The organism is Haloarchaeobius sp. HME9146 (assembly GCF_025399835.1).
Lineage (GTDB): Archaea > Halobacteriota > Halobacteria > Halobacteriales > Natrialbaceae > Haloarchaeobius.
Genome location: NZ_JAODVR010000001.1, coordinates 3,316,404 through 3,333,330 on the forward strand (window position 1 = coordinate 3,316,404; position 16,927 = coordinate 3,333,330).

Sequence of the window (16,927 nt, forward strand, 5' to 3'; positions counted from 1 at the left end):
GAGCAAAAAAGCCTACTTTCTCCGGGCGTTCTCGTAGCTGGCCCGAAGGTACGGTTCGGCCGCGTCGAGGTCGGTCAGCGAGACGACCGCCCACGCCGCCGCGGTCAGCCCCTCGGTGATGAACGGTTCGACCGGAACGAGCGAGGCGAGTTCCTCGCGCTCGGGCGGCGTGAGCGTCGTGAGTGCGAGTCTGTCCTCGTCCACCAGGGCGAACAGTCGCTCGTCGACGGTGAACGACGGGTGGCCGAACAGCCGTCGTTGCTCGACCCCGTCCCATGCACCGACGACCGATTCGACGACCGTGACGGTCACGGAGTCCCCCCGGCTCTGCTGACACCCATACCGAACCTATGTCACCATCGCTCTTGGCTGTTTCAGGGCCGCTGACTGGCCAAAAGAGATTAAACGAGTTGGGCGGGAGGTAGTAACATGGTTCCTGGTGTCATACTCGCCGCGCCAGTGACGGTTCTCGGTGGCTGTGCCGCGGTGATGGTGGCACTCGGTGTGCTCGCCTTCCGCCGTCACGACGTGCCCGGAACCGGGGCGTTCGGCGTCCTGACACTCGGTATCGCCTTCTACGCGTCGGCCTACGCCGTCGCGCTGTCGACACCCGTCACGGCGGAGACGGCTCGACTGTTCTGGGAGCGGGTGATGTGGTTCGGCATCACCGCCATCCCCATCGCCTGGTTCGTCTTCGCGGTGGAGTACACCGGCCACGAGGGGTGGTTGGACCGACGTATCCTCGCCGCGCTCTGTGTCCCCCGATGGTGGGCATCGTGCTCCTCTGGGTCGCCCCCGAGACGTACCTCTGGCCCGCCTACGACCTCCGGACGTGGAACGGGCTCACACTCATCGACCAGCAGTACACACCCCTGTTCTGGGTGCTGTACGGCTACGAACTGCTTCTCATGCTCATCGGGACCGCCATGCTGTTCCGCCACGGCGTGGTCACCGACGGGGTCTACCGCGGCCAGACCGCAGCCTTCGTCGTCGGCGCGTGCGTCCCCGGCATCGCGAACCTCGCCTCCATCTTCGGCTACGCTGCCTCCCCCGGGCTCGACCTGACTCCCTACGCCTTCGCCATCACGGGGCTGGCGTTCGGCGTCGCCATCTTCCGTCACGAGGGGTTCGACTGGGTGCCGGCGTCGCGCCGCCTCGGCCAGCAGGTGATGGTCGAGAACATGACCGAAGCCGTCGTCCTCGTCGACCACGACGACCGCATCGTCGACGCCAACCCCGCCGCCACCGAGGCGCTCTTCGGGGGCAGAGGGACCCCGACCGGTGCGTCACTGAACGAGGTCCTCCCCGCCGTCTCCGCCCGCCGGGACGGGGGCAGTGCCCAGACCAGGACGGTGGTCGACGACCAGGTGTACGAGGTGAGCGGGTCGACTGTCACCGACCACCGCGACCGGGAACTCGGCCGCGTCCTCGTGTTCACCGACGTGACCGAGCGCCACCGCCGCGACAAGCGCCTGTCGGTCCTCAACCGGGTGCTCCGACACAACGTCCGCAACGACGTGACCATCGTCGACGGCTACGCACAACTGCTCGAAGAACAGACCGAGGACGACGACCTCGCGACCGCTGCGGCCGACATCCGCGAGGTCGCTGGCGACATCGTGGCCATCTCGAAACGTGCCCGGGAGCTCCAGCTCGTGCTCGACTCGGATGGCGAGACGGTCGGCAACCTCACGGACCGGCTGACGGCGGTCGTCTCGGCGGTGCGGTCCAGGTACCCCGACGTTCGGGTCGATGCCGACATCCCGCCCGGGGCGATGGTGCCCAGCCCCGACGTGTGCGAGACGGTCGTCGAGAACCTGCTGGTCAACGCGGCCGCACACAACACCGGCGAACGACAGCACGTCTGGCTGACCGCCGAGCGCGACGGCGACGACCTGCTCGTCGTCGTCGCGGACGACGGCCCAGGCATCCCGAGTTCCGAGCGCGCGCCGCTCTCGAACGAGGCGGAGACGCCGCTCGACCACGGGAGTGGGCTCGGGCTCTGGGTCGTCAACTGGGGCGTCCACGCCGTCGGTGGCGACGTGACCTTCGACACCGGCGACGACGGCACCGTCGTCACCGTCACCCTGCCCTTGGCCACGGTCGACGAGGGCGAATCCAACGTCGCAGACGCCTTAGAGCAGGCGTAACCGGGTCGAGAAGAACTCGTGGAACGCGTCGTCGAGCGCGGCTCTCGGGTCGCCGGTGGCGTCGACGGCCGCGGTCGCGACCGCCTCGTCCGCGAACTCCCGGACGAGCCGGCGGTCGCCGACGACCACGAGCCGGTCGGCGTCGCGGTCGGCGATGGCCTCCCGACAGTCGTCGAGGTGGGAGTCGATCTGTTCGTCGCGGATGCGCTCGAAGCGTGCCTGTGAGAAGCCGCCCTTCGAGTGCTTGCCCTTCACGTCGCTCTCGAACCCGGAGACTGCGACTCGCTCGGTGCCCTCGTAGGTCCCGAGCGCGAACAGGTCCGCGCGGACGAGCGCCAGCGAGAAGCGCCCCACGGGCTCGACCCAGGCGCGGTCGAGACGGAACGACTCACCCCACTCGCAGAACTCCTCGGGCGCGAGCGGCGCGTCGAGGGCCACCTGGACCAGTCCGGCGTCGTCGGTGTAGTACAGACACGGCGCGGCCCGGTCGAGCAGCGTGGCGCGCTGGCCGAGCGTCTCGGCGGCCGCCTCGGGGACCTCGTCGGTCACCATCGCGGAGAGGGCACCCTCGGGGCCGGTCTCGACGCTCGCCAGTCGGTCGAGCACCTCGGACAGTCGCTCCCCGTGGAGGTCCTCCTGTCCCCGGAACGCGAGGTCGGTCTCGTCGGTGTCGACCCGGTCGAGTTCGCCCTCGAGCTGGGCGATGCGGTCTTCGAGCCGGTTCACCCGCTCCTCGGCGTCCTGTCTCGCGGTCGCGGCGTCGGCGCGACGCTCCTGTTCGGCCTCCAGCTGGTTCTGGAGGCGCTGCTTGTCGGCCTCCAGCTCCTCGATGCGCGTCTTCAGTTCGGCGCGGCCGAGCAACTCGTCGAGCATCGAGTAGAACCGTGCGAGCCGGACACTTCTACGTTCCGGCGTCGGGACCGCCACCGACCGACCAGCCGTCGCGTGAACTGCCGCCAGCACCGGGTTCTCCGGCTCCGTCGGACAGCCGCGTCTCGCCGTAGCCGGTGAACTGGAGCAACTGGCTGGCCCGGTCCGCCTTGGCGAGGAAGACCTCCGTGAGTGCGGGCGGGGTGTCGATGTCGAGTCGGTCGAACAGCCGGTCCGGGACGGCCTCGTCCCCGTGGACCGCGAGGTGGGCCGTGTCGAGTTTCATCACGAGGGGGCTGTCGAGTCGCGTGATGCCCGACCCGTCGTGGTAGAGTTGTTCGGTGACGCGTTCGTGCTGGGTGCGTGCCATGACGGCACCGTCCTGCTCGGAGGGCGTGACGTAGAGCCGCCCGAGATAGTAGCTGCGAGAGAATTCCTCGAACATCGCTGTGCGGTTGTGTGCAAGTCAGTGTCACACAAAAGCGTTCTGGGGAGTACTTATATCGGACCGCAATTCGACCGTGAAACGCCCAGAGAAACGGTTCTGAACGAATCGAAAACCGTCTGGAGAGCGCGCGTGAACGGTCCGAACGGTGTCCCGACTTTTTAGTAGTCGGTGATGTAGGAATATGTGATGCGGAGCATACTCGCCGTGGTGCTCAGTCTCTCGCTCATCACAGGGGCGGTTTCCGTCGCAGCGACGGGGTCCCAGCCAGGGCTCTCTCTGGCAGCGGGTGAAGAGCATGGGGACGTGCAGCTACCCGACAACAACACGACGGACGGTAACTCGTCCATGGGGGCACAGGTCTCCACGTTCATGCAGTCGAGCGCGACCGACGCGAACGCCTCGGTCGACTCTGGCATGTGGAGCGCCGCCTACAACGGCTCGAAATCGAACGAGTCGAAGGCAGCGCTCGTCACCCAACGTGTGAACGATATCGACGCGCGACTGGCGGCACTCGAGAAGAAGAAGCAACGACTGCAGGACCGGAAGGACGAGATGAACCCGGTCGCCTACAAGGCCCAGCTCGCGGCCATCACGAGCCAGCTGGCCGCCATCTCCGAGGACATCAACCAGACGGAGACGAGGGCGGAGGAGGTCGGCGTGAACACGACGAAGCTCGAGGAGCTTCGGACGAACGCCAGTGACATGGCCGGGCCCGAGGTCGCCGCGATGGCGCGCGAACTCGCCGGCAATGGCCCACCAGAGGACATCCCCGGGCTCGGCCCCGACAAGGGTGAGAACCAGGGAGCCGACAACGAGACGGACGGCAACAGTGGTCCCCCGGACAACACGGGAAATGACAACGTGACCGGGAACGGGACCGACGGTCAGGGCCCGCCGGACGACCCGGGCAGTGGTGGCGGTGGCGGTGGTAACGACGGCGGCAACGCCCCTAGCGTCATCGCAGACCGTATCGCGGCACGGCGATAAGCACAGACATTCTTTTACGCGCCCCTCGCCAAGGTTGGCATAGATGGATTCAGCGGCGCTGCTCGACCTGCTCGGGAACGAAAATCGCAGACGGATACTCCGTCTGCTGGCGCGCAAGCCCTGCTACGTGACCGAGATCAGCGAGTACCTCGGTGTCAGCCCGAAGGCCGTCATCGAACACCTCCGGAAACTGGAGGACGCGGGGCTCATCGAGAGCCACACCGACGACCAGCGACGCAAGTACTTCCACATCGCGCGGAACCTCCGGCTGGAGGTGAACGTCTCGCCCTACGGCTTCGCGACCAAGAGCGCCTACCCGGCCTCGAAGAGCCTGGACATGACGACGTGTCGCCACCTCAAGCTCGACGTGCAGTACTCCGAGGACGAGCACGAGCCGAAGGACCTCATCGCGGACCTCTCTCGCCTGGAGGAGCTGGAGAACGAGCTCTCGATGGCCCAGCGATGGGTCCAGGGTCGCATGACGGACGTGCTCGACCGCATCACGGAGACGGTCGGCGCGGGCTCGGACTCGCGGCTCTACGCGGACACCTTGCTCGCGGTGCGGTCGGAGCCGAAGTCGGTCATCGAGATCGCCAACTCGGTGGACGCCCCACCCGCGATGGTCGAGGAGGTACTCGCGGACCTACAGGAGAACGGACTGGTTCGATATACGGGCGAGGGCTGGTCGCTGGGCGACTGAGCATTGTTCTCGAGACAGCCTACCAGGAGAGGTCGTCCTCGAAATCGTCCGGGTCCGAGGTGAGGCCGTTCCGGAGGTCACTGCCGAAGTAGTAGCCGACGAGCGCACCGACCAGCCCCAGGCCCGCGCCGAAGGCGAGGAGGTACTCACCGCCTGGGAGGAACGCGAACCGGAAGTTGCTGAGCAGCGCGGTCCCGAGGCCGACACCGAGGCCGCCCAGTGCGGTCTCGGCGTATCGTTTCCGGGAGGTGGCGAGGCCGTAGACGAACGCGGCCGCGACCATCCCGACGAAGCTGGCGACACCCCCGAGGAGCGGCGTGAAGCCGGCGGCGATGAAGCCCACGGTCATGAGGACGCTGACGAGCAGGAACGACTTCGGGTTGAAGTACCGCGTCAGGCCCTCGTCGCTGGTCGAGCCTGCCTGCTGTTTCGGCGCGGGCTCGTCGTCGAGTCCGAGGTCGAGGTCCATGTTGGCCTCCTCCGAACTGGCGCGACGGTCGCGCTTCTGGCGCTTGCGGCCACCGCCGTCCCCGTCGCCACCCCCGCCCGATTCGCCGCCCTCGAGGTCGGAGAGCAGCTTGTCGGTCTCCGCGAGGAGGTCCTCGGTGGACTTCTCCGGGGGTTTCTCGACCGTCTTCTCGTCGCCGCGGTCGGACATGCCCGAGAGTAGTGCTGGAACTGACAAGAGCCTTTTCGTGGGCCGGATGACGGCTTTCCCGACCGACGACGCACCCCGCGTGTCGCCCAGAAGGATGCCTTTAGGTGCAGGCGTAGCGAAGCGCCTCGCATGAACCCAGGCGACCGCGTCCGCGTCACGCGGGCCGATAGCGAGTACGAGGGCGTCTTGCTCCCGTCGTCGACAGCCGAGCAGCTCGTGGTCAAGCTCGACGGTGGCTACAACGTCGGCATCGACCGCGCCGAGAGCGACGTCGAGGTACTGGAGTCCGACGTCTACCAGATCGAGGCCGCACAGAAAGACAGCGAGGCGGCGAGCGAGGTGGAGTTCGACGAGGACCTCCCGACCATCGCACTCATCTCGACCGGTGGCACCATCGCCTCGACCGTCGACTACCGCACCGGCGCGGTGACGGCCCAGTTCGACGCCGAGGACGTGCTCCGGGCGGTCCCGGACCTCGCGGGCCGGGCGAACTACCGCGGCCGCGTCGTCGCGAACATCCTCTCCGAGAACATGGAGGTCCCCATCTGGCAGGACCTCGCCGAGGCCATCCACGAAGAGGTCGAGAACGGGGCCGACGGCGTCGTCGTCATGCACGGCACCGACACGATGCAGTACTCCGCCTCCGCGATGTCGTTCATGCTCGACTCGCCGGTCCCCATCGTCTTCACCGGCAGCCAGCGCTCCGCGGACCGCCCCTCCTCGGACAACGTGATGAACGCGGTCTGCGCCGTGGAGGCCGCGAAGGCCGACGCCGCCGAGGTCATGGTCTGCATGCACGGCTCCGAGAGCGACGACATCTGCGCGCTCCACCGCGGCACCCGCGTCCGCAAGAACCACACCTCCCGGCGTGACGCCTTCGAGACCATCGGCGCAGAGCCGCTCGGTATCGTCGACTACGACTCCGAGACCGTGGAGTTCCACGGCGAGTACGAGGCGCGCGGCGAGGCCGACCTCGCCATCTACCCGGATCTCGAATCCGAGGTCGAACTCGTGAAGTTCACGCCCGGTATGGACCCCGCGTTCTTCGACGCGTGCGAGGGCAAAGCCGGCGTCATCATCGAGGGGACCGGCCTCGGCCACGTCCACACCGATTTCATCCCGACCATCGAGGAACTGGTCGAAGACGGCACCCACGTCGTCATGACCAGCCAGTGTCTCGAAGGCCGCGTCTGTGACCGCGTGTACGACACCGGCCGCGACCTGCTCGACGCCGGCGTCGTCGAGGGCGAGGACATGCTCCCCGCCGTCGCGAAGGTCAAGCTCATGTGGGCGCTCGCGAACCGCGACGACGCGGAGATCGCGCGGACCATGCGGGAACCGCTCGCCGGCGAGATAACCGAGCAGTCCCGTCCCTGGAACGCGTAGATGGCCGGCGAGATGACGACCGAAGTCACCTACCGGCGCGCGACCCACGACGACTACGACGACGTGGTCGCGTTCACGAAGGACACCTGGGCCGACCGCGACGGGAGCGACTACATCCCGCGCATCTACCACGACTGGCTGGAAGAGGAGGACGAGTACGACCAGCAGTACACCTGCGTCGCCGAGGTCGACGGCCAGGTCGTCTCCATCGCCCAGACCGTCCTGCTCTCCACCCGCGAAGCCTGGTGCCAGGGCATGCGCACCGACCCCGACTACCGCGGACAGGCCATCGGGCGCGAACTCACCCACGAGATGTGGGACTGGGCCCGCGAGCAGGGTGCCACCGTCGCCCGCAACATGGTGTTCTCGTGGAACATGATGGGCCTGGGCCACTCCCGCGGCGTCGGGTTCGGCCCCGCGACCGAGTTCCGCTGGATGCACCCCGAGCCCGATTCGGCGGCGGAAGGTCCCCTCGACACCACCGACGACCCGAACGTCGCCTGGAACTACTGGACCGACTGCGACGCCCGCGACCACCTCGCCGGACTCGGCCTCGCGATGGACGAATCCTGGGCCGTCGTCGAGTTGCGCCCCGAACTGTTCGAACGCGCCGCCGAGAACCAGATGCTCGCCGCCGTAACGAGTGATTCCGGTGTCCGCGGTGTCACGTACCGTGTCCGTGACTACGAGCGCGAGAACGAGGAGGGCGAGCCGAAGACCTGGGCCGAGTACGGCGTCGCCGGCTGGGACGACCTCGACGCGGCCCGGGAGCTGGTCGCTGCAGTGAAGCGCGACGCCGCATCACTGGACGCCGACCACGTCCGCGTCCTCATCCCCGAAACGGTGGAGTACGTGTCGGACGCGTCGTTGCTTCGTGCGGGGATATCGGATGAGCCTGACTTCGTGATGGCCGCCGACTTGACGGCCGACTATCGCGGCCAGTTCGGCTCGAGGTAACGGGTCGTTCGTTCTCGGATGTTGGAGTGTTCTTGGTCGCTGTTTTCTGTGGCGATGATACCCGCTTCGAGAGCGACGGAAGTGGTGACGAGCAGCTAGCTCGCGCGATGGCAGTGGAGACCGCCACCGCACAGCACCGCAGCCACGCCCTCCCCAGCCGACTCCCTCGGTTTCGCTTCACTACGTTTCGCTCCACTCGGTCGTCCACCGTGAGAGCAAGCTCTCACGAGCCCGCACTCGCTACCACTCGTCCGGACCTCGCGCCTGCAACTCGCGGCGTTGCTGGCGCAACGCACGCGATCCGGCGCGCGCCAGACAGGAATTCGGACGCAGTCGCAAGGAACAAGCTGTCGTTGGCGCGCGCCAGCCGACCGCCGAGCGCCAGTGAGGGTGGCCGGCGGAGCCGTGCGAGGGATGAGCACTGGACTGGAGCGGAGCAATGCGGAGCGGAAGGAAGCGCACAATCGGCTGGGGAGGCTGTGGTGCGGTTCCACTGCCATCGCGCGAGTCACCGAAGCGGTATCGAGCAGACTGCCGATGACGGGAACGCCCGAACACACGGCACAAAAGAACCTCCTGGAATCGTGCTTACGCAGAACCACCACTCACGGGCGGGAACAGCGCCAGCTCGTCGTCTTCTGTCACGGGCTCGTCCATGCCCTCGCCCTCCATCTGGACGTTCGAGCCGTTCTTGAGGATGTTTATCTGCGGGGCCACGTCGCCCTCGTCGTCGAGGACCCGGTCGCGAAGGCCGGGGTGGGCGTCGAACAGGGCGTCGAGGGCGTCGCCGACGGTCGGGTCGGCGGCCGCCACGTCCACGTCGACCTCCTTCGCGCCGGCGACTTCGGCGAGGTCGGCGAACAGCTTCCAGTGCATACGGGAACTCAGCCGCGGAGTCAGGAAAGGGTTTCTGCCTGCGCTTCGGCTGCCGGTTCCTCGGCGGCCGCGGTCGCCGCCGCCTCGAACGTCCGGAGCGCGTCGGGGCGGGCGATGACGTAGACGGTGGTCCCGGCCGGGAGTTCGGTGTGCCGCGCGGGCGTCGCCGTCACGGCCCCGTCGGGGGCGCGGACGGCGGCGACGGTCACGTCGAGCGCGCCGACGGTCAGGCCGGCGAGCGCGGAGCCCTCGTCGATGGCGACCGCGCCCATGGTCTCGTCGGCGACCCGCAGCAGGGAGGCGAACTCCCGGTCGGCGCTTGGTTCGGCCGGGAGCGTGACGAGGCGGTACTCGGTCGTATCTGACAGGGATTCGGCGTCGGTCTCGTCGACGGCGAGCGTGACCACGTCGCCGCTGGTCGCCCGGAGTTCGCCGGTGGCGCGGCGCTGCAGCCCGTCTTCGGTTCGCTCCCACACCTGCACCACGTCGCCGGGGCTGGCGGCGTGGGCGGGGTCGGCCGTGATGGCGATGGCGACGGTCCCCGGGGCGAGCGTCGGCCCGATTCCGGCGGCGCGCGAGCCGACCGCGAGGTAGGAGACGGTCCCGTCCTCGGCGATGTCGAGGTCGACGTGGCCGACGCCGTAGTCGTCCTTGAGCCGCGCGACGACCCGGTCGCGCAACTCGACGACGGTGATTCGCCGCGGGAAGACGAAGGTGGTCTCGGCGAGTGCTTCCTTCGTTTCGGGGTCGACCGGGTCGTAGCCGTCGATGTCGTCGACCTCCTCGGGGAGGGTGACGGTGACTGCCCGGCCGACCGCCCGGACGAGCTGGGAGACCTCGCGGTCGAGTTTGGCCGTCCCGGTGACGGCGAAGGCGTTGGCCGCGAAGGTGTCGCCGCCCCGGCGGCCGAGGTCCGCCCCGATGCCGGCGGCGACGATGCTGCTGATGGTCGTCGCCGCGGCGGCCGTGTCCACCGCGGTCGTACTCGCCAGCGTCTCCTCGGTGTTGAGGACGAGCGCGACCGCCCCGATACCGATGAGGATGGCGACCCCGTCCGGGACGCCCTCGCGGGTGTACCACCGGTAGAGGACGGCGACGAGGCCGGCGACGACGGCCGCGAGCGCCCCGAGGCTGAGAATCCGGATGATGGCGACGAACAGCTGGTTCATCGTGATGCCGGGGACGACGACCTGTGCGGCCGTGGCCGGGATGCCGGCAGTCGTCATGCGACCACCTCCGCGAACGAGTCGAGCGCCTGGCGACGCCCGACCACGAACAGTTCGTCGCCGGCCGCGAGTTCGGTGGAGCCGCGGGGCGCGAACACCCACCGCCGCTCCTGCTCGGTCGCGCCCTCGACGGGCGCTTTCCGGACCGACATGACCGCCACGTCGTAACTATCCCGGATGCTCGCCTCACCGATGGTCGTGCCCGCGAGGGGGCCGTCGGCCGCGACGGTCAGTTTCCGGAACCGCTTCCCGGAACGCCGAAGCAGCGAGACCAGTTCGAACTCCCGGCGGGTCCCCCGGGACTGGATCATCACGCGGGCCCAGTCGACGCCGAGGAGGTCGGACGCTGCTGGCCGCGGGACCGCGACGGTGATGCGTCCCTCCCCGCCGGTGGTCGTCGGCGCGGTCGTCGGGGCGGGAACGCTCTCGTCGTCGGTGCCGCCGTCGGTCGCGGTCGGCTTGTCCGACCCCGAGTCCGCCTTCGACCCTTTCCCGCCGCCCGAGTCCGCACTGAGGAGCGTGCCGGCGGTCCGGCCCGCCTCGGTAAGCAGCGTCAGGTCGTCACCGCGGGCACAGCCCGTCGGAACCAGCGTCTGCACGGACACCGCACGCTTGCCCGTCGGGACGCGCCGGGAGAGCCCACTCGTGGGTGGGGCAGCCGTGATCTGTGCCCGTGCCCGCGAGTCGAGCGAGACCGCCACGTCGGCGAGGTCGTACTCGGTCTTCAGGCGCTCGGTGAGCCGCGTCTCCAGTTCAGACAGCGGGAGGTCGGCCGGGAGCGCCCACGAGCCCTCGGAGAGCGTCTCGCGGAGGTCGGCGGGCAGCGGCGGGTAGCCCTCCATGTCGCGGACGGGCCCCGTCGGCGTGATGGTCACCTTGCCGACCCCGCCGACGAAGTCGACCACCTCCGCGGACAGGGTCCGCTTTCGCAGGCCGGACAGCGAGAACCGCCGGGGCATGTTCGCCCCGAGTTTGTCGCCCTGGCTGTGTGCCCACAGCGAGAGCATCATCACGACGACCGCGGCGGTCAGAATCCGCGGCGAACTCTTCACGCTCTCCTCCAGGAGTCCCATCAGCCCCCCGTTGATGCCGGCGATGGCTGTCGCCAGAACGACCACACCGAGCCCGGGGACCGTCACCCCGGTGAAGTACTTGAAGATGAAGCCGAGACTGCCGGAGACGAGCGCGGGGATGATGCCCGCGAGCAGGCCGAGGTAGAGACCGTAGAGGATTTCGACCGGAAGCGTAGCCATGGCCAACGCATCGGTTTCCTGGCGTAAACCAGTATCGCCAAACGGAGCGCCGACAGGGATAGCGTTCTTTATCCGGCCGGACGAACGAAACACGACAGAGCATGGGGTTGCGAAGTCGACTGTTCGGTGCGCGCGCGCCAGTCGCGTTGACGACAGCGGTCGCGCTGCTCTCGATCGTCACCGGCATCACCAACATGGCCGTCGAGACGACGCCCATCTTCCTCGGGAGCTGGTTCCCCGAGTCGGTCCAGCAGACCGCCGGCTTCACCGGCACGCTCACCGGTTTCGTCATGCTGGTGGCCGCCTACGGGCTCAGGCGCGGCCTCCGGTCCGCCTGGTACGTCGCGCTGGTGTTGCTCCCGGTGACGGGCATCCAGGGCGTGGTCCAGGCGAGTCAGTTCTCGCTCCCCCTCATCGCCCTGTCGCTGGTGAGCATCCCCTTCCTGCTGCTCAACCGCAAGCGATTCGACCGCGAGGTCGAACTCAGCGCCACCCAGAAGGCCGCGGGCATCGCACTCGTCGGGGTCCAGTTCTACGGGACCATCGGTGCCTACGCCCTGCGCGACGAGTTCCCGCGCATCGGTGAGGGCTCGCTCGGCCTCCTCGACGCCTTCTACTTCACCATCGTCACCGCGAGTACCGTCGGGTACGGTGACGTGACACCCGACAGTTTCCGTGGCGAACTGTTCGCCATCTCCGTCGTCGTCCTCGGGACGGCGAGTTTCGCGGTCGCACTCGGTGCACTGTTCTCGCCGATCATCGAAGCCAGATTCGCACGCGCACTCGGTAGAATGACTGATACACAGCTCGAACTCCTCGAAAACCACGTCATCGTCCTCGGCTACGGTGACCTGACGGAACCGATTCTCGAAGAACTCACGGCCGGCGACGTCCCGTTCGTCGTCATCACGCCCGACCAGACGCGGGCGGCCGAACTCTCGGACCGGGGCATGAACGTCCTCACGGCGGACCCGAGCGACGAGGAACCGCTCCAGCGCGCCCAGTTGCAGGACGCGACGGCCGTGGTGGCCGCCACGAACAACGACGCCGAGGACGCGTTGGCCGTCCTGACGGCCCGCCAGCTCCGCCCCGACGTGCGAATCGTCGCGGCCGCGACGGACACCGAGAACGCCGGCAAGCTCCGGCGCGCCGGCGCGGACACCGTCATCAGCCCGGCGAGCATCGGTGGCCACCTGCTCGTCGAGTCCGCGCTCAGCGGGAAAGACACCGAGCGCATCGCCGACGAGATACTGGAGACGAAAGAGAACGAGCGAGCGGACGACTAGGCCGCGAGCAGTTTGCCGACGGTCCGCTCGATGTCTTCGAACGCGTCGATGTTCATCTCGTCCGTCGTGGCGATGACGCCATGGTCGCCGACGATGACACGGCCGAGGTAGCCGTGGTCGAACACCCGGATGGTGAGCCGGTACTCACCGAGTGAGCCGCCGATGTCGTCACGAGCCGCCAGCGTCCCGTACGTCTCCTGTGAGGTGAACCCCATGCGCTCGTTCTCGACGATCTCGGCCTTGACCTCGCGGAGTTCGCTCTCGGCGGCTTCGAGGTCCTTGCGGATGTAGACGACCTCCCAGTCGTCGGGCGTGAACACGATGACCGAGCGGAGGCTGTCGCCGAGACCCGTTCGGCAGGTCGAGACGAGCTCCTCTTCGAGTGTGGTGGGTGTTTCCATGGCAATACTACGCACCGAGGAGATATGAGCACGTCCCTGTCAGGTCCAGCCACCGACCGGGGTCACGCGCCCCGGTGGACGATGGCCACGTCGCAGTCGATGTCGCGTATCTTCTCGAACGTCGGCGGCGCGATGAACCGCGAGGCGGCGGTCCGGTCGGTGCTCGCGCCGACCACGACGAGGTCGTACTGGGGCGCGTTCGCCGTGAGGAACCGCCGGATGGAGGAGTTCGAGACGCGGGTCTCGAACGTCGCGTCGAAGGGGTCGACGAGGTCGAGCAGCATGGACTCGGTGGGGCGGCGCTGGCTCTCGTGGTCGATGCACGAGCAGACGCTCAACTCACCAGCCCGGCCGGTGACGCGCTGGGCGAAATCGAGCATCGCGTGGGCGTTCTGTCCCGCGCGGGCCACCGCGACCAGCGCTCGTCGCCAGCGGGTCCGTCCAGAGCACGACCGGAACGCGATGACGTCCAGTGGGTCGTCGAACAGCTGCTTGACGAACGGGGAGAGGCTGCCGTGTTCCTCCTCGTAGGCCGTGACGACGAGGTCGCAGTTCACCTCGCGGGCGGTCCGGAGCGTGACGTTCGCGGGGCTGGCAACCTCGGACGCGACGACGACCTCGCAGGGAACCCCCAGCTTCGTCCGGATGCGCCCGGCGAGCCGTTCGAGTCGCATCGCGGCCTGTCCGGCGACCTGTTCCTCGGCTTCGTTTTCGACCACCGCGGCCTCACCGTCGGCCTTCTGACCGGCGTCAACTTCCGGCGTGGTCGCCTCGTTCTCCAGGATGGCGTCGGCGGCCGAGGCGATCTCCTCGTCGCTGACGATGTCGAGCAGGACGACCTTGCCGGCGTCGTGCGCCCCGGCGATGCGGCCGGCGAACATCGCCGTCTCCTCGGCCGTCTCACCGCGGACCGGCACCAGCACGTGGTCGTCCCCCTTCGTGGTCTGGTAGAGGTACCGGGCACGCTGCTGGTAGAAGTTGCGCTTCCACAGGTAGAACGCGCTGGCGACGATACCCGACGCCACGAACACCGACCCCGCGTACTGGAGCAGGAACGTGCCGACGCTGGTCGTCTCGGTGAACACCGGCGCGATGAGCGCGAGCAGGGCGGTCGAGAACGCAGAAGGCTGCTCGACCGTGAGCCCCCACGTGACCGCACCGGTCAGGAACACCGCGATGGCGGCCGTCACGGGCGAGACGACGAGTTCCGTGGTCGAGAGTGGATTCCGCAGGCTGGTGTGGACGGCGACGAAGATGGCCGCGGTGCCACAGAGCGCACCCGTCGTGAGGCCGCCGACGAACGACAGCGGCGAGGCGTACTTCCCCTCCGGGTCGGCAAAGAGCGAATACGTCCCGGACGCGAGCGGCGGGAACAGCACGAAGGGGAGGAGGTCCTCGGCGTTCGCGATGGCGGTCACACCCGCGATGAGCAACGGGACGATGACGAGTACCGACAGGTGGACGAGGTTCTTCGTGTCCTCGACCCACCGGCGGAACTCCCGCCACTCCCGCCGCTCGGCCCGGCGGAGCCGGTTGACGATGGCGTGATACCGCGCCCGGAGGTCCTCCAACACGTCCAGCGGTACCCCCGCCACCCAGTAAAGCGGTTCGTTCGGACTGGCGTGTCTCGCGGGTTCCCCCGACGAAACCGCGTTTCGTCCGGTTACCCCGGGGTTGCCTGCGGTTTATGCGGGTCCGGTCGCTAGGGTGGTGCATGAGTACCCGAGAGGTTCCGGACCCCGTCGAGCTCGCGGGGCGGTTCGTGCGGGCCGGCAAGACGAGCGGGGACGCCGAGGCGTACCGCCAAGCGCTGGCGACGCTGGACCGGCGGGTCCTCCGCCAGCGCGTGACCGACGACGACGCGAAGCGCGCGTTCTGGCTGAACGTGTACAACGGCTTCGCGCAGGCCCTGCTCCGGGAGGACCCCTCGCTGTGGGAGAAAGCGGGTCTCCTCCCGACCCGCCCCATCTTCACGGACGCCCTCGTCACCGTCGCCGGCCACGAGTTGAGCCTCGACGACATCGAACACGGCTTCCTCCGGCGCTCGAAGACGACCTGGGGGTTCGGCTACGTCCCCCGGTTGCGCACCGACTCGTTCGAGAAGATGCACCGGGTCGAGGAGCCGGACCCACGCATCCACTTCGCGCTGAACTGCGGGGCCGCGTCGTGCCCGCCAGTGGCCGAATACACGACGTCGGGCATCGACGAGGAACTCGACCGGGTGACCGCGTCGTATCTGCACAGTGAGTGTGACTACGACGAGGCGAGTGACGTGGTCCGGGTGCCCAAACTGTTCTCGTGGTACCGCGGCGACTTCGGCGGGAAAACGGGAATCGTGCGGTTCCTGCAGGAGTACGACGTGGTGCCGGCCGATGCCAGCCCGAAACTGGCGTATTCAGAGTACGATTGGTCGCTGAAGCTCGGGGCGTACACCGACCTGGAGGCGTGAGTCGGGTCGGTAGCTGGTTTTACTCCGTGTTCGTGACGGCGAGCAGGTGACTCACGCTGGCGTCCATGACCGCACCACAGCCTCCCCAGCCGACTCCGGTGCTCGGCTTCGCCTGCGCTCCTCGTCCCTCGCGCGGCTCCGCCGACCAGCCTCACTGGCGTTCGGCGGCCGGCTACCGCGCGCCACATTCCTGATTCCCCACCGTGGCGCGCGCGGTCGGCAGTCCGAGCACGAGGCGACCGTGTCGCCTCGCAGAGCGAGGCTACCGACGAAAGCGCGCGAGGGACGACTGGAACGGAGCGAAGCGAAGTGGAGGGAGTCGGCTGGGGAGGGTGTGGCTGCGGTGCTGTGCGGTGGCGGCCTCCACTGCCATCGGCGCGAGTCACATGCTCGTCGCCGCCAGCAGCAGAGACAGAGAAACGACCAGAAGCACCGAACTCAGCACTCAGGACGGGACCCGACGGTCACGAAACCGAGAACAGTCGAAACGACCGAAACCCGGTCTATTCGGCCAGGTCGCGAACCGCTTCCAGCGAGATGTCGATGGCGCGCCCGACGTTGTTCTTCGCCTTCTCCGGCAGTTCGTCGTCCTCGGTGTCGGTGCCCTTCTGCGTGCCCAGCACGAGGTTCCCGTCGACGGTGCAGATGGCCCCGGCAGCCAGACCCTTGCGGCGGGCGAGCGTGAACACGGTCGCGGCCTCCATCTCGACGCTGAGGATGCCGGCGTCGTTCCAGTCTTTCACGTACTCGTCGGTCTCTGCGTAGTAGGCGTCGTCGGAGGCGATGGGGCCGACGTGGATGTCCTCGTCGTTGGCCTCGGCACCGGCGACGAGCGCGTTCATCACGTCGAAGTCCGGGACGGCGGGGTACTCGACGGCCTCGTACCGTTTGCTGGTACCCTCGTTCTTGGCCGCGCCGGTCGCGACGATCATGTCGCCGATCTCGACGTCCTCCTGCAGCGCGCCGGTCGTTCCGACGCGGATGAACGTCTCGACGCCGACGTTCGCGAGCTCCTCGACGGCGATAGCGGCGGACGGACAGCCGATACCGGTCGAGCAGATGGTCAGGTCGACACCCTCGTAGGTGGCGTTGACGACCTTGTATTCGCGGTTCTCGGCGACGACCTCGCTCTCGTCACAGTGGCCGGCGATGCGGTCGACGCGACCCGGGTCGCCCGGAATCAGCGCGATATCGTTCACGTCGCCCTCGTCCACGAGGAGATGCGGTTGTGTCATATGGCGGGATTCGCGCAAGCACAGCAAAAAAGGACCGTTCTCCGG

General features: G+C 68.1%; 17 protein-coding genes and 1 pseudogene. 8 read left to right on the forward strand and 10 right to left on the reverse strand.

The features are described 5' to 3' along the window. Positions 1–12: 12 nt before the first annotated feature. Positions 13–312: a TfoX/Sxy family protein gene (locus tag N6C22_RS17060; protein WP_261652333.1), complete on the reverse strand. Its 300-nt coding sequence runs from the start codon at positions 310–312 to the stop codon at positions 13–15. Between the two features lie 177 nt (positions 313–489). Here N6C22_RS17060 and N6C22_RS21225 point away from each other — a divergent pair. Continuing rightward, a pseudogene (locus tag N6C22_RS21225) lies at positions 490–1,082 on the forward strand (histidine kinase N-terminal 7TM domain-containing protein); the annotation flags it as partial. Positions 1,083–1,181: 99 nt separating this feature from the next. Next, on the forward strand, positions 1,182–2,150 hold the full coding sequence (locus N6C22_RS21230; RefSeq protein ID WP_369684451.1) for a sensor histidine kinase: 969 nt from the start codon (positions 1,182–1,184) through the stop codon (positions 2,148–2,150). Here N6C22_RS21230 and N6C22_RS17075 read toward each other — a convergent pair. Then, positions 2,136–3,023 carry a Vms1/Ankzf1 family peptidyl-tRNA hydrolase gene (locus N6C22_RS17075; RefSeq protein ID WP_261652334.1) on the reverse strand — a complete coding sequence of 296 codons (888 nt, stop codon included), beginning with the start codon at positions 3,021–3,023 and terminating at the stop codon, positions 2,136–2,138. The genes N6C22_RS21230 and N6C22_RS17075 overlap by 15 nt on opposite strands. Before the next feature lie 28 nt (positions 3,024–3,051). Beyond that, positions 3,052–3,465 (reverse strand): DUF5802 family protein, encoded by a 414-nt coding sequence (locus N6C22_RS17080; RefSeq protein ID WP_369684423.1) that lies wholly within the window; start codon positions 3,463–3,465, stop codon positions 3,052–3,054. A gap of 189 nt (positions 3,466–3,654) precedes the next feature. Here N6C22_RS17080 and N6C22_RS17085 point away from each other — a divergent pair, with 189 nt between their 5' ends. After that, a complete protein-coding gene (locus N6C22_RS17085; RefSeq protein ID WP_261652335.1) occupies positions 3,655–4,455 on the forward strand; it encodes a hypothetical protein in 801 nt (266 codons plus the stop codon). Positions 4,456–4,498: 43 nt separating this feature from the next. Then, positions 4,499–5,155 carry a metalloregulator ArsR/SmtB family transcription factor gene (locus N6C22_RS17090; protein ID WP_261652336.1) on the forward strand — a complete coding sequence of 219 codons (657 nt, stop codon included), beginning with the start codon at positions 4,499–4,501 and terminating at the stop codon, positions 5,153–5,155. A gap of 19 nt (positions 5,156–5,174) precedes the next feature. Here the strand turns inward: N6C22_RS17090 and N6C22_RS17095 are convergent, their stop codons facing one another. Then, the gene (locus N6C22_RS17095; protein WP_261652337.1) at positions 5,175–5,813 is read right to left on the reverse strand and encodes a hypothetical protein; all 639 of its coding nucleotides are present in this window, start codon (positions 5,811–5,813) and stop codon (positions 5,175–5,177) included. 129 nt (positions 5,814–5,942) lie between these two features. Here N6C22_RS17095 and gatD point away from each other — a divergent pair, with 129 nt between their 5' ends. After that, positions 5,943–7,199: a Glu-tRNA(Gln) amidotransferase subunit GatD gene (gatD, locus tag N6C22_RS17100; protein WP_261652338.1), complete on the forward strand. Its 1,257-nt coding sequence runs from the start codon at positions 5,943–5,945 to the stop codon at positions 7,197–7,199. 12 nt (positions 7,200–7,211) lie between these two features. Next, positions 7,212–8,156, forward strand: coding sequence for a GNAT family N-acetyltransferase (locus N6C22_RS17105; protein WP_261652339.1), 945 nt, complete (start codon positions 7,212–7,214; stop codon positions 8,154–8,156). A 588-nt stretch (positions 8,157–8,744) separates the two neighbouring features. Here N6C22_RS17105 and N6C22_RS17110 read toward each other — a convergent pair. Genes N6C22_RS17110 through N6C22_RS17120 form a run of 3 tightly spaced genes read right to left on the reverse strand, consistent with a single transcriptional unit; the run spans position 8,745 to position 11,511 of the window. Then, positions 8,745–9,032 carry a ubiquitin-like small modifier protein 1 gene (locus tag N6C22_RS17110; RefSeq protein WP_261652340.1) on the reverse strand — a complete coding sequence of 96 codons (288 nt, stop codon included), beginning with the start codon at positions 9,030–9,032 and terminating at the stop codon, positions 8,745–8,747. Positions 9,033–9,052: 20 nt separating this feature from the next. Beyond that, positions 9,053–10,258, reverse strand: a complete 1,206-nt coding sequence (locus N6C22_RS17115) for a potassium transporter TrkA (protein ID WP_261652341.1) — start codon at positions 10,256–10,258, stop codon at positions 9,053–9,055. Beyond that, positions 10,255–11,511: a potassium channel family protein gene (locus N6C22_RS17120; protein ID WP_261652342.1), complete on the reverse strand. Its 1,257-nt coding sequence runs from the start codon at positions 11,509–11,511 to the stop codon at positions 10,255–10,257. Before N6C22_RS17120 ends, N6C22_RS17115 begins: the two co-directional genes overlap by 4 nt. A gap of 101 nt (positions 11,512–11,612) precedes the next feature. On the opposite strand from N6C22_RS17120, the gene N6C22_RS17125 reads away from it, so the two are divergent. Continuing rightward, positions 11,613–12,797 (forward strand): NAD-binding protein, encoded by a 1,185-nt coding sequence (locus tag N6C22_RS17125; protein ID WP_261652343.1) that lies wholly within the window; start codon positions 11,613–11,615, stop codon positions 12,795–12,797. On the opposite strand, the gene N6C22_RS17130 is transcribed toward N6C22_RS17125, so the two are convergent. Further along, entirely contained in the window at positions 12,794–13,198 is a 405-nt protein-coding gene (locus tag N6C22_RS17130) for a hypothetical protein (protein WP_261652344.1), read from the reverse strand. The genes N6C22_RS17125 and N6C22_RS17130 overlap by 4 nt on opposite strands. A 62-nt stretch (positions 13,199–13,260) precedes the next feature. Continuing rightward, entirely contained in the window at positions 13,261–14,772 is a 1,512-nt protein-coding gene (locus N6C22_RS17135; RefSeq protein WP_261652345.1) for an HPP family protein, read from the reverse strand. Positions 14,773–14,912: 140 nt separating this feature from the next. On the opposite strand from N6C22_RS17135, the gene N6C22_RS17140 reads away from it, so the two are divergent. Then, positions 14,913–15,647, forward strand: a complete 735-nt coding sequence (locus N6C22_RS17140) for a DUF547 domain-containing protein (RefSeq protein WP_261652346.1) — start codon at positions 14,913–14,915, stop codon at positions 15,645–15,647. A 503-nt stretch (positions 15,648–16,150) separates the two neighbouring features. Here the strand turns inward: N6C22_RS17140 and N6C22_RS17145 are convergent. After that, complete coding sequence (locus N6C22_RS17145) at positions 16,151–16,882, reverse strand: nucleoside phosphorylase (RefSeq protein WP_261652347.1); 732 nt, start codon at positions 16,880–16,882, stop codon at positions 16,151–16,153. Positions 16,883–16,927: the final 45 nt, after the last annotated feature.

Coding starts and splice junctions, on each gene's coding strand:
- gatD (WP_261652338.1), top strand. CDS start 5,943: ATGAACCCAGGCGACCGCGTCCGCGTCACGCGGGCCGATAGCGAGTAC.
- N6C22_RS17115 (WP_261652341.1), bottom strand. CDS start 10,258: ATGACGACTGCCGGCATCCCGGCCACGGCCGCACAGGTCGTCGTCCCC.
- N6C22_RS17120 (WP_261652342.1), bottom strand. CDS start 11,511: ATGGCTACGCTTCCGGTCGAAATCCTCTACGGTCTCTACCTCGGCCTG.
- N6C22_RS21230 (WP_369684451.1), top strand. CDS start 1,182: ATGACCGAAGCCGTCGTCCTCGTCGACCACGACGACCGCATCGTCGAC.
- N6C22_RS17105 (WP_261652339.1), top strand. CDS start 7,212: ATGACGACCGAAGTCACCTACCGGCGCGCGACCCACGACGACTACGAC.
- N6C22_RS17090 (WP_261652336.1), top strand. CDS start 4,499: ATGGATTCAGCGGCGCTGCTCGACCTGCTCGGGAACGAAAATCGCAGA.
- N6C22_RS17125 (WP_261652343.1), top strand. CDS start 11,613: ATGGGGTTGCGAAGTCGACTGTTCGGTGCGCGCGCGCCAGTCGCGTTG.
- N6C22_RS17145 (WP_261652347.1), bottom strand. CDS start 16,882: ATGACACAACCGCATCTCCTCGTGGACGAGGGCGACGTGAACGATATC.
- N6C22_RS17095 (WP_261652337.1), bottom strand. CDS start 5,813: ATGTCCGACCGCGGCGACGAGAAGACGGTCGAGAAACCCCCGGAGAAG.
- N6C22_RS17140 (WP_261652346.1), top strand. CDS start 14,913: ATGAGTACCCGAGAGGTTCCGGACCCCGTCGAGCTCGCGGGGCGGTTC.
- N6C22_RS17085 (WP_261652335.1), top strand. CDS start 3,655: ATGCGGAGCATACTCGCCGTGGTGCTCAGTCTCTCGCTCATCACAGGG.
- N6C22_RS17130 (WP_261652344.1), bottom strand. CDS start 13,198: ATGGAAACACCCACCACACTCGAAGAGGAGCTCGTCTCGACCTGCCGA.
- N6C22_RS17080 (WP_369684423.1), bottom strand. CDS start 3,465: ATGTTCGAGGAATTCTCTCGCAGCTACTATCTCGGGCGGCTCTACGTC.
- N6C22_RS17110 (WP_261652340.1), bottom strand. CDS start 9,032: ATGCACTGGAAGCTGTTCGCCGACCTCGCCGAAGTCGCCGGCGCGAAG.
- N6C22_RS17075 (WP_261652334.1), bottom strand. CDS start 3,023: ATGCTCGACGAGTTGCTCGGCCGCGCCGAACTGAAGACGCGCATCGAG.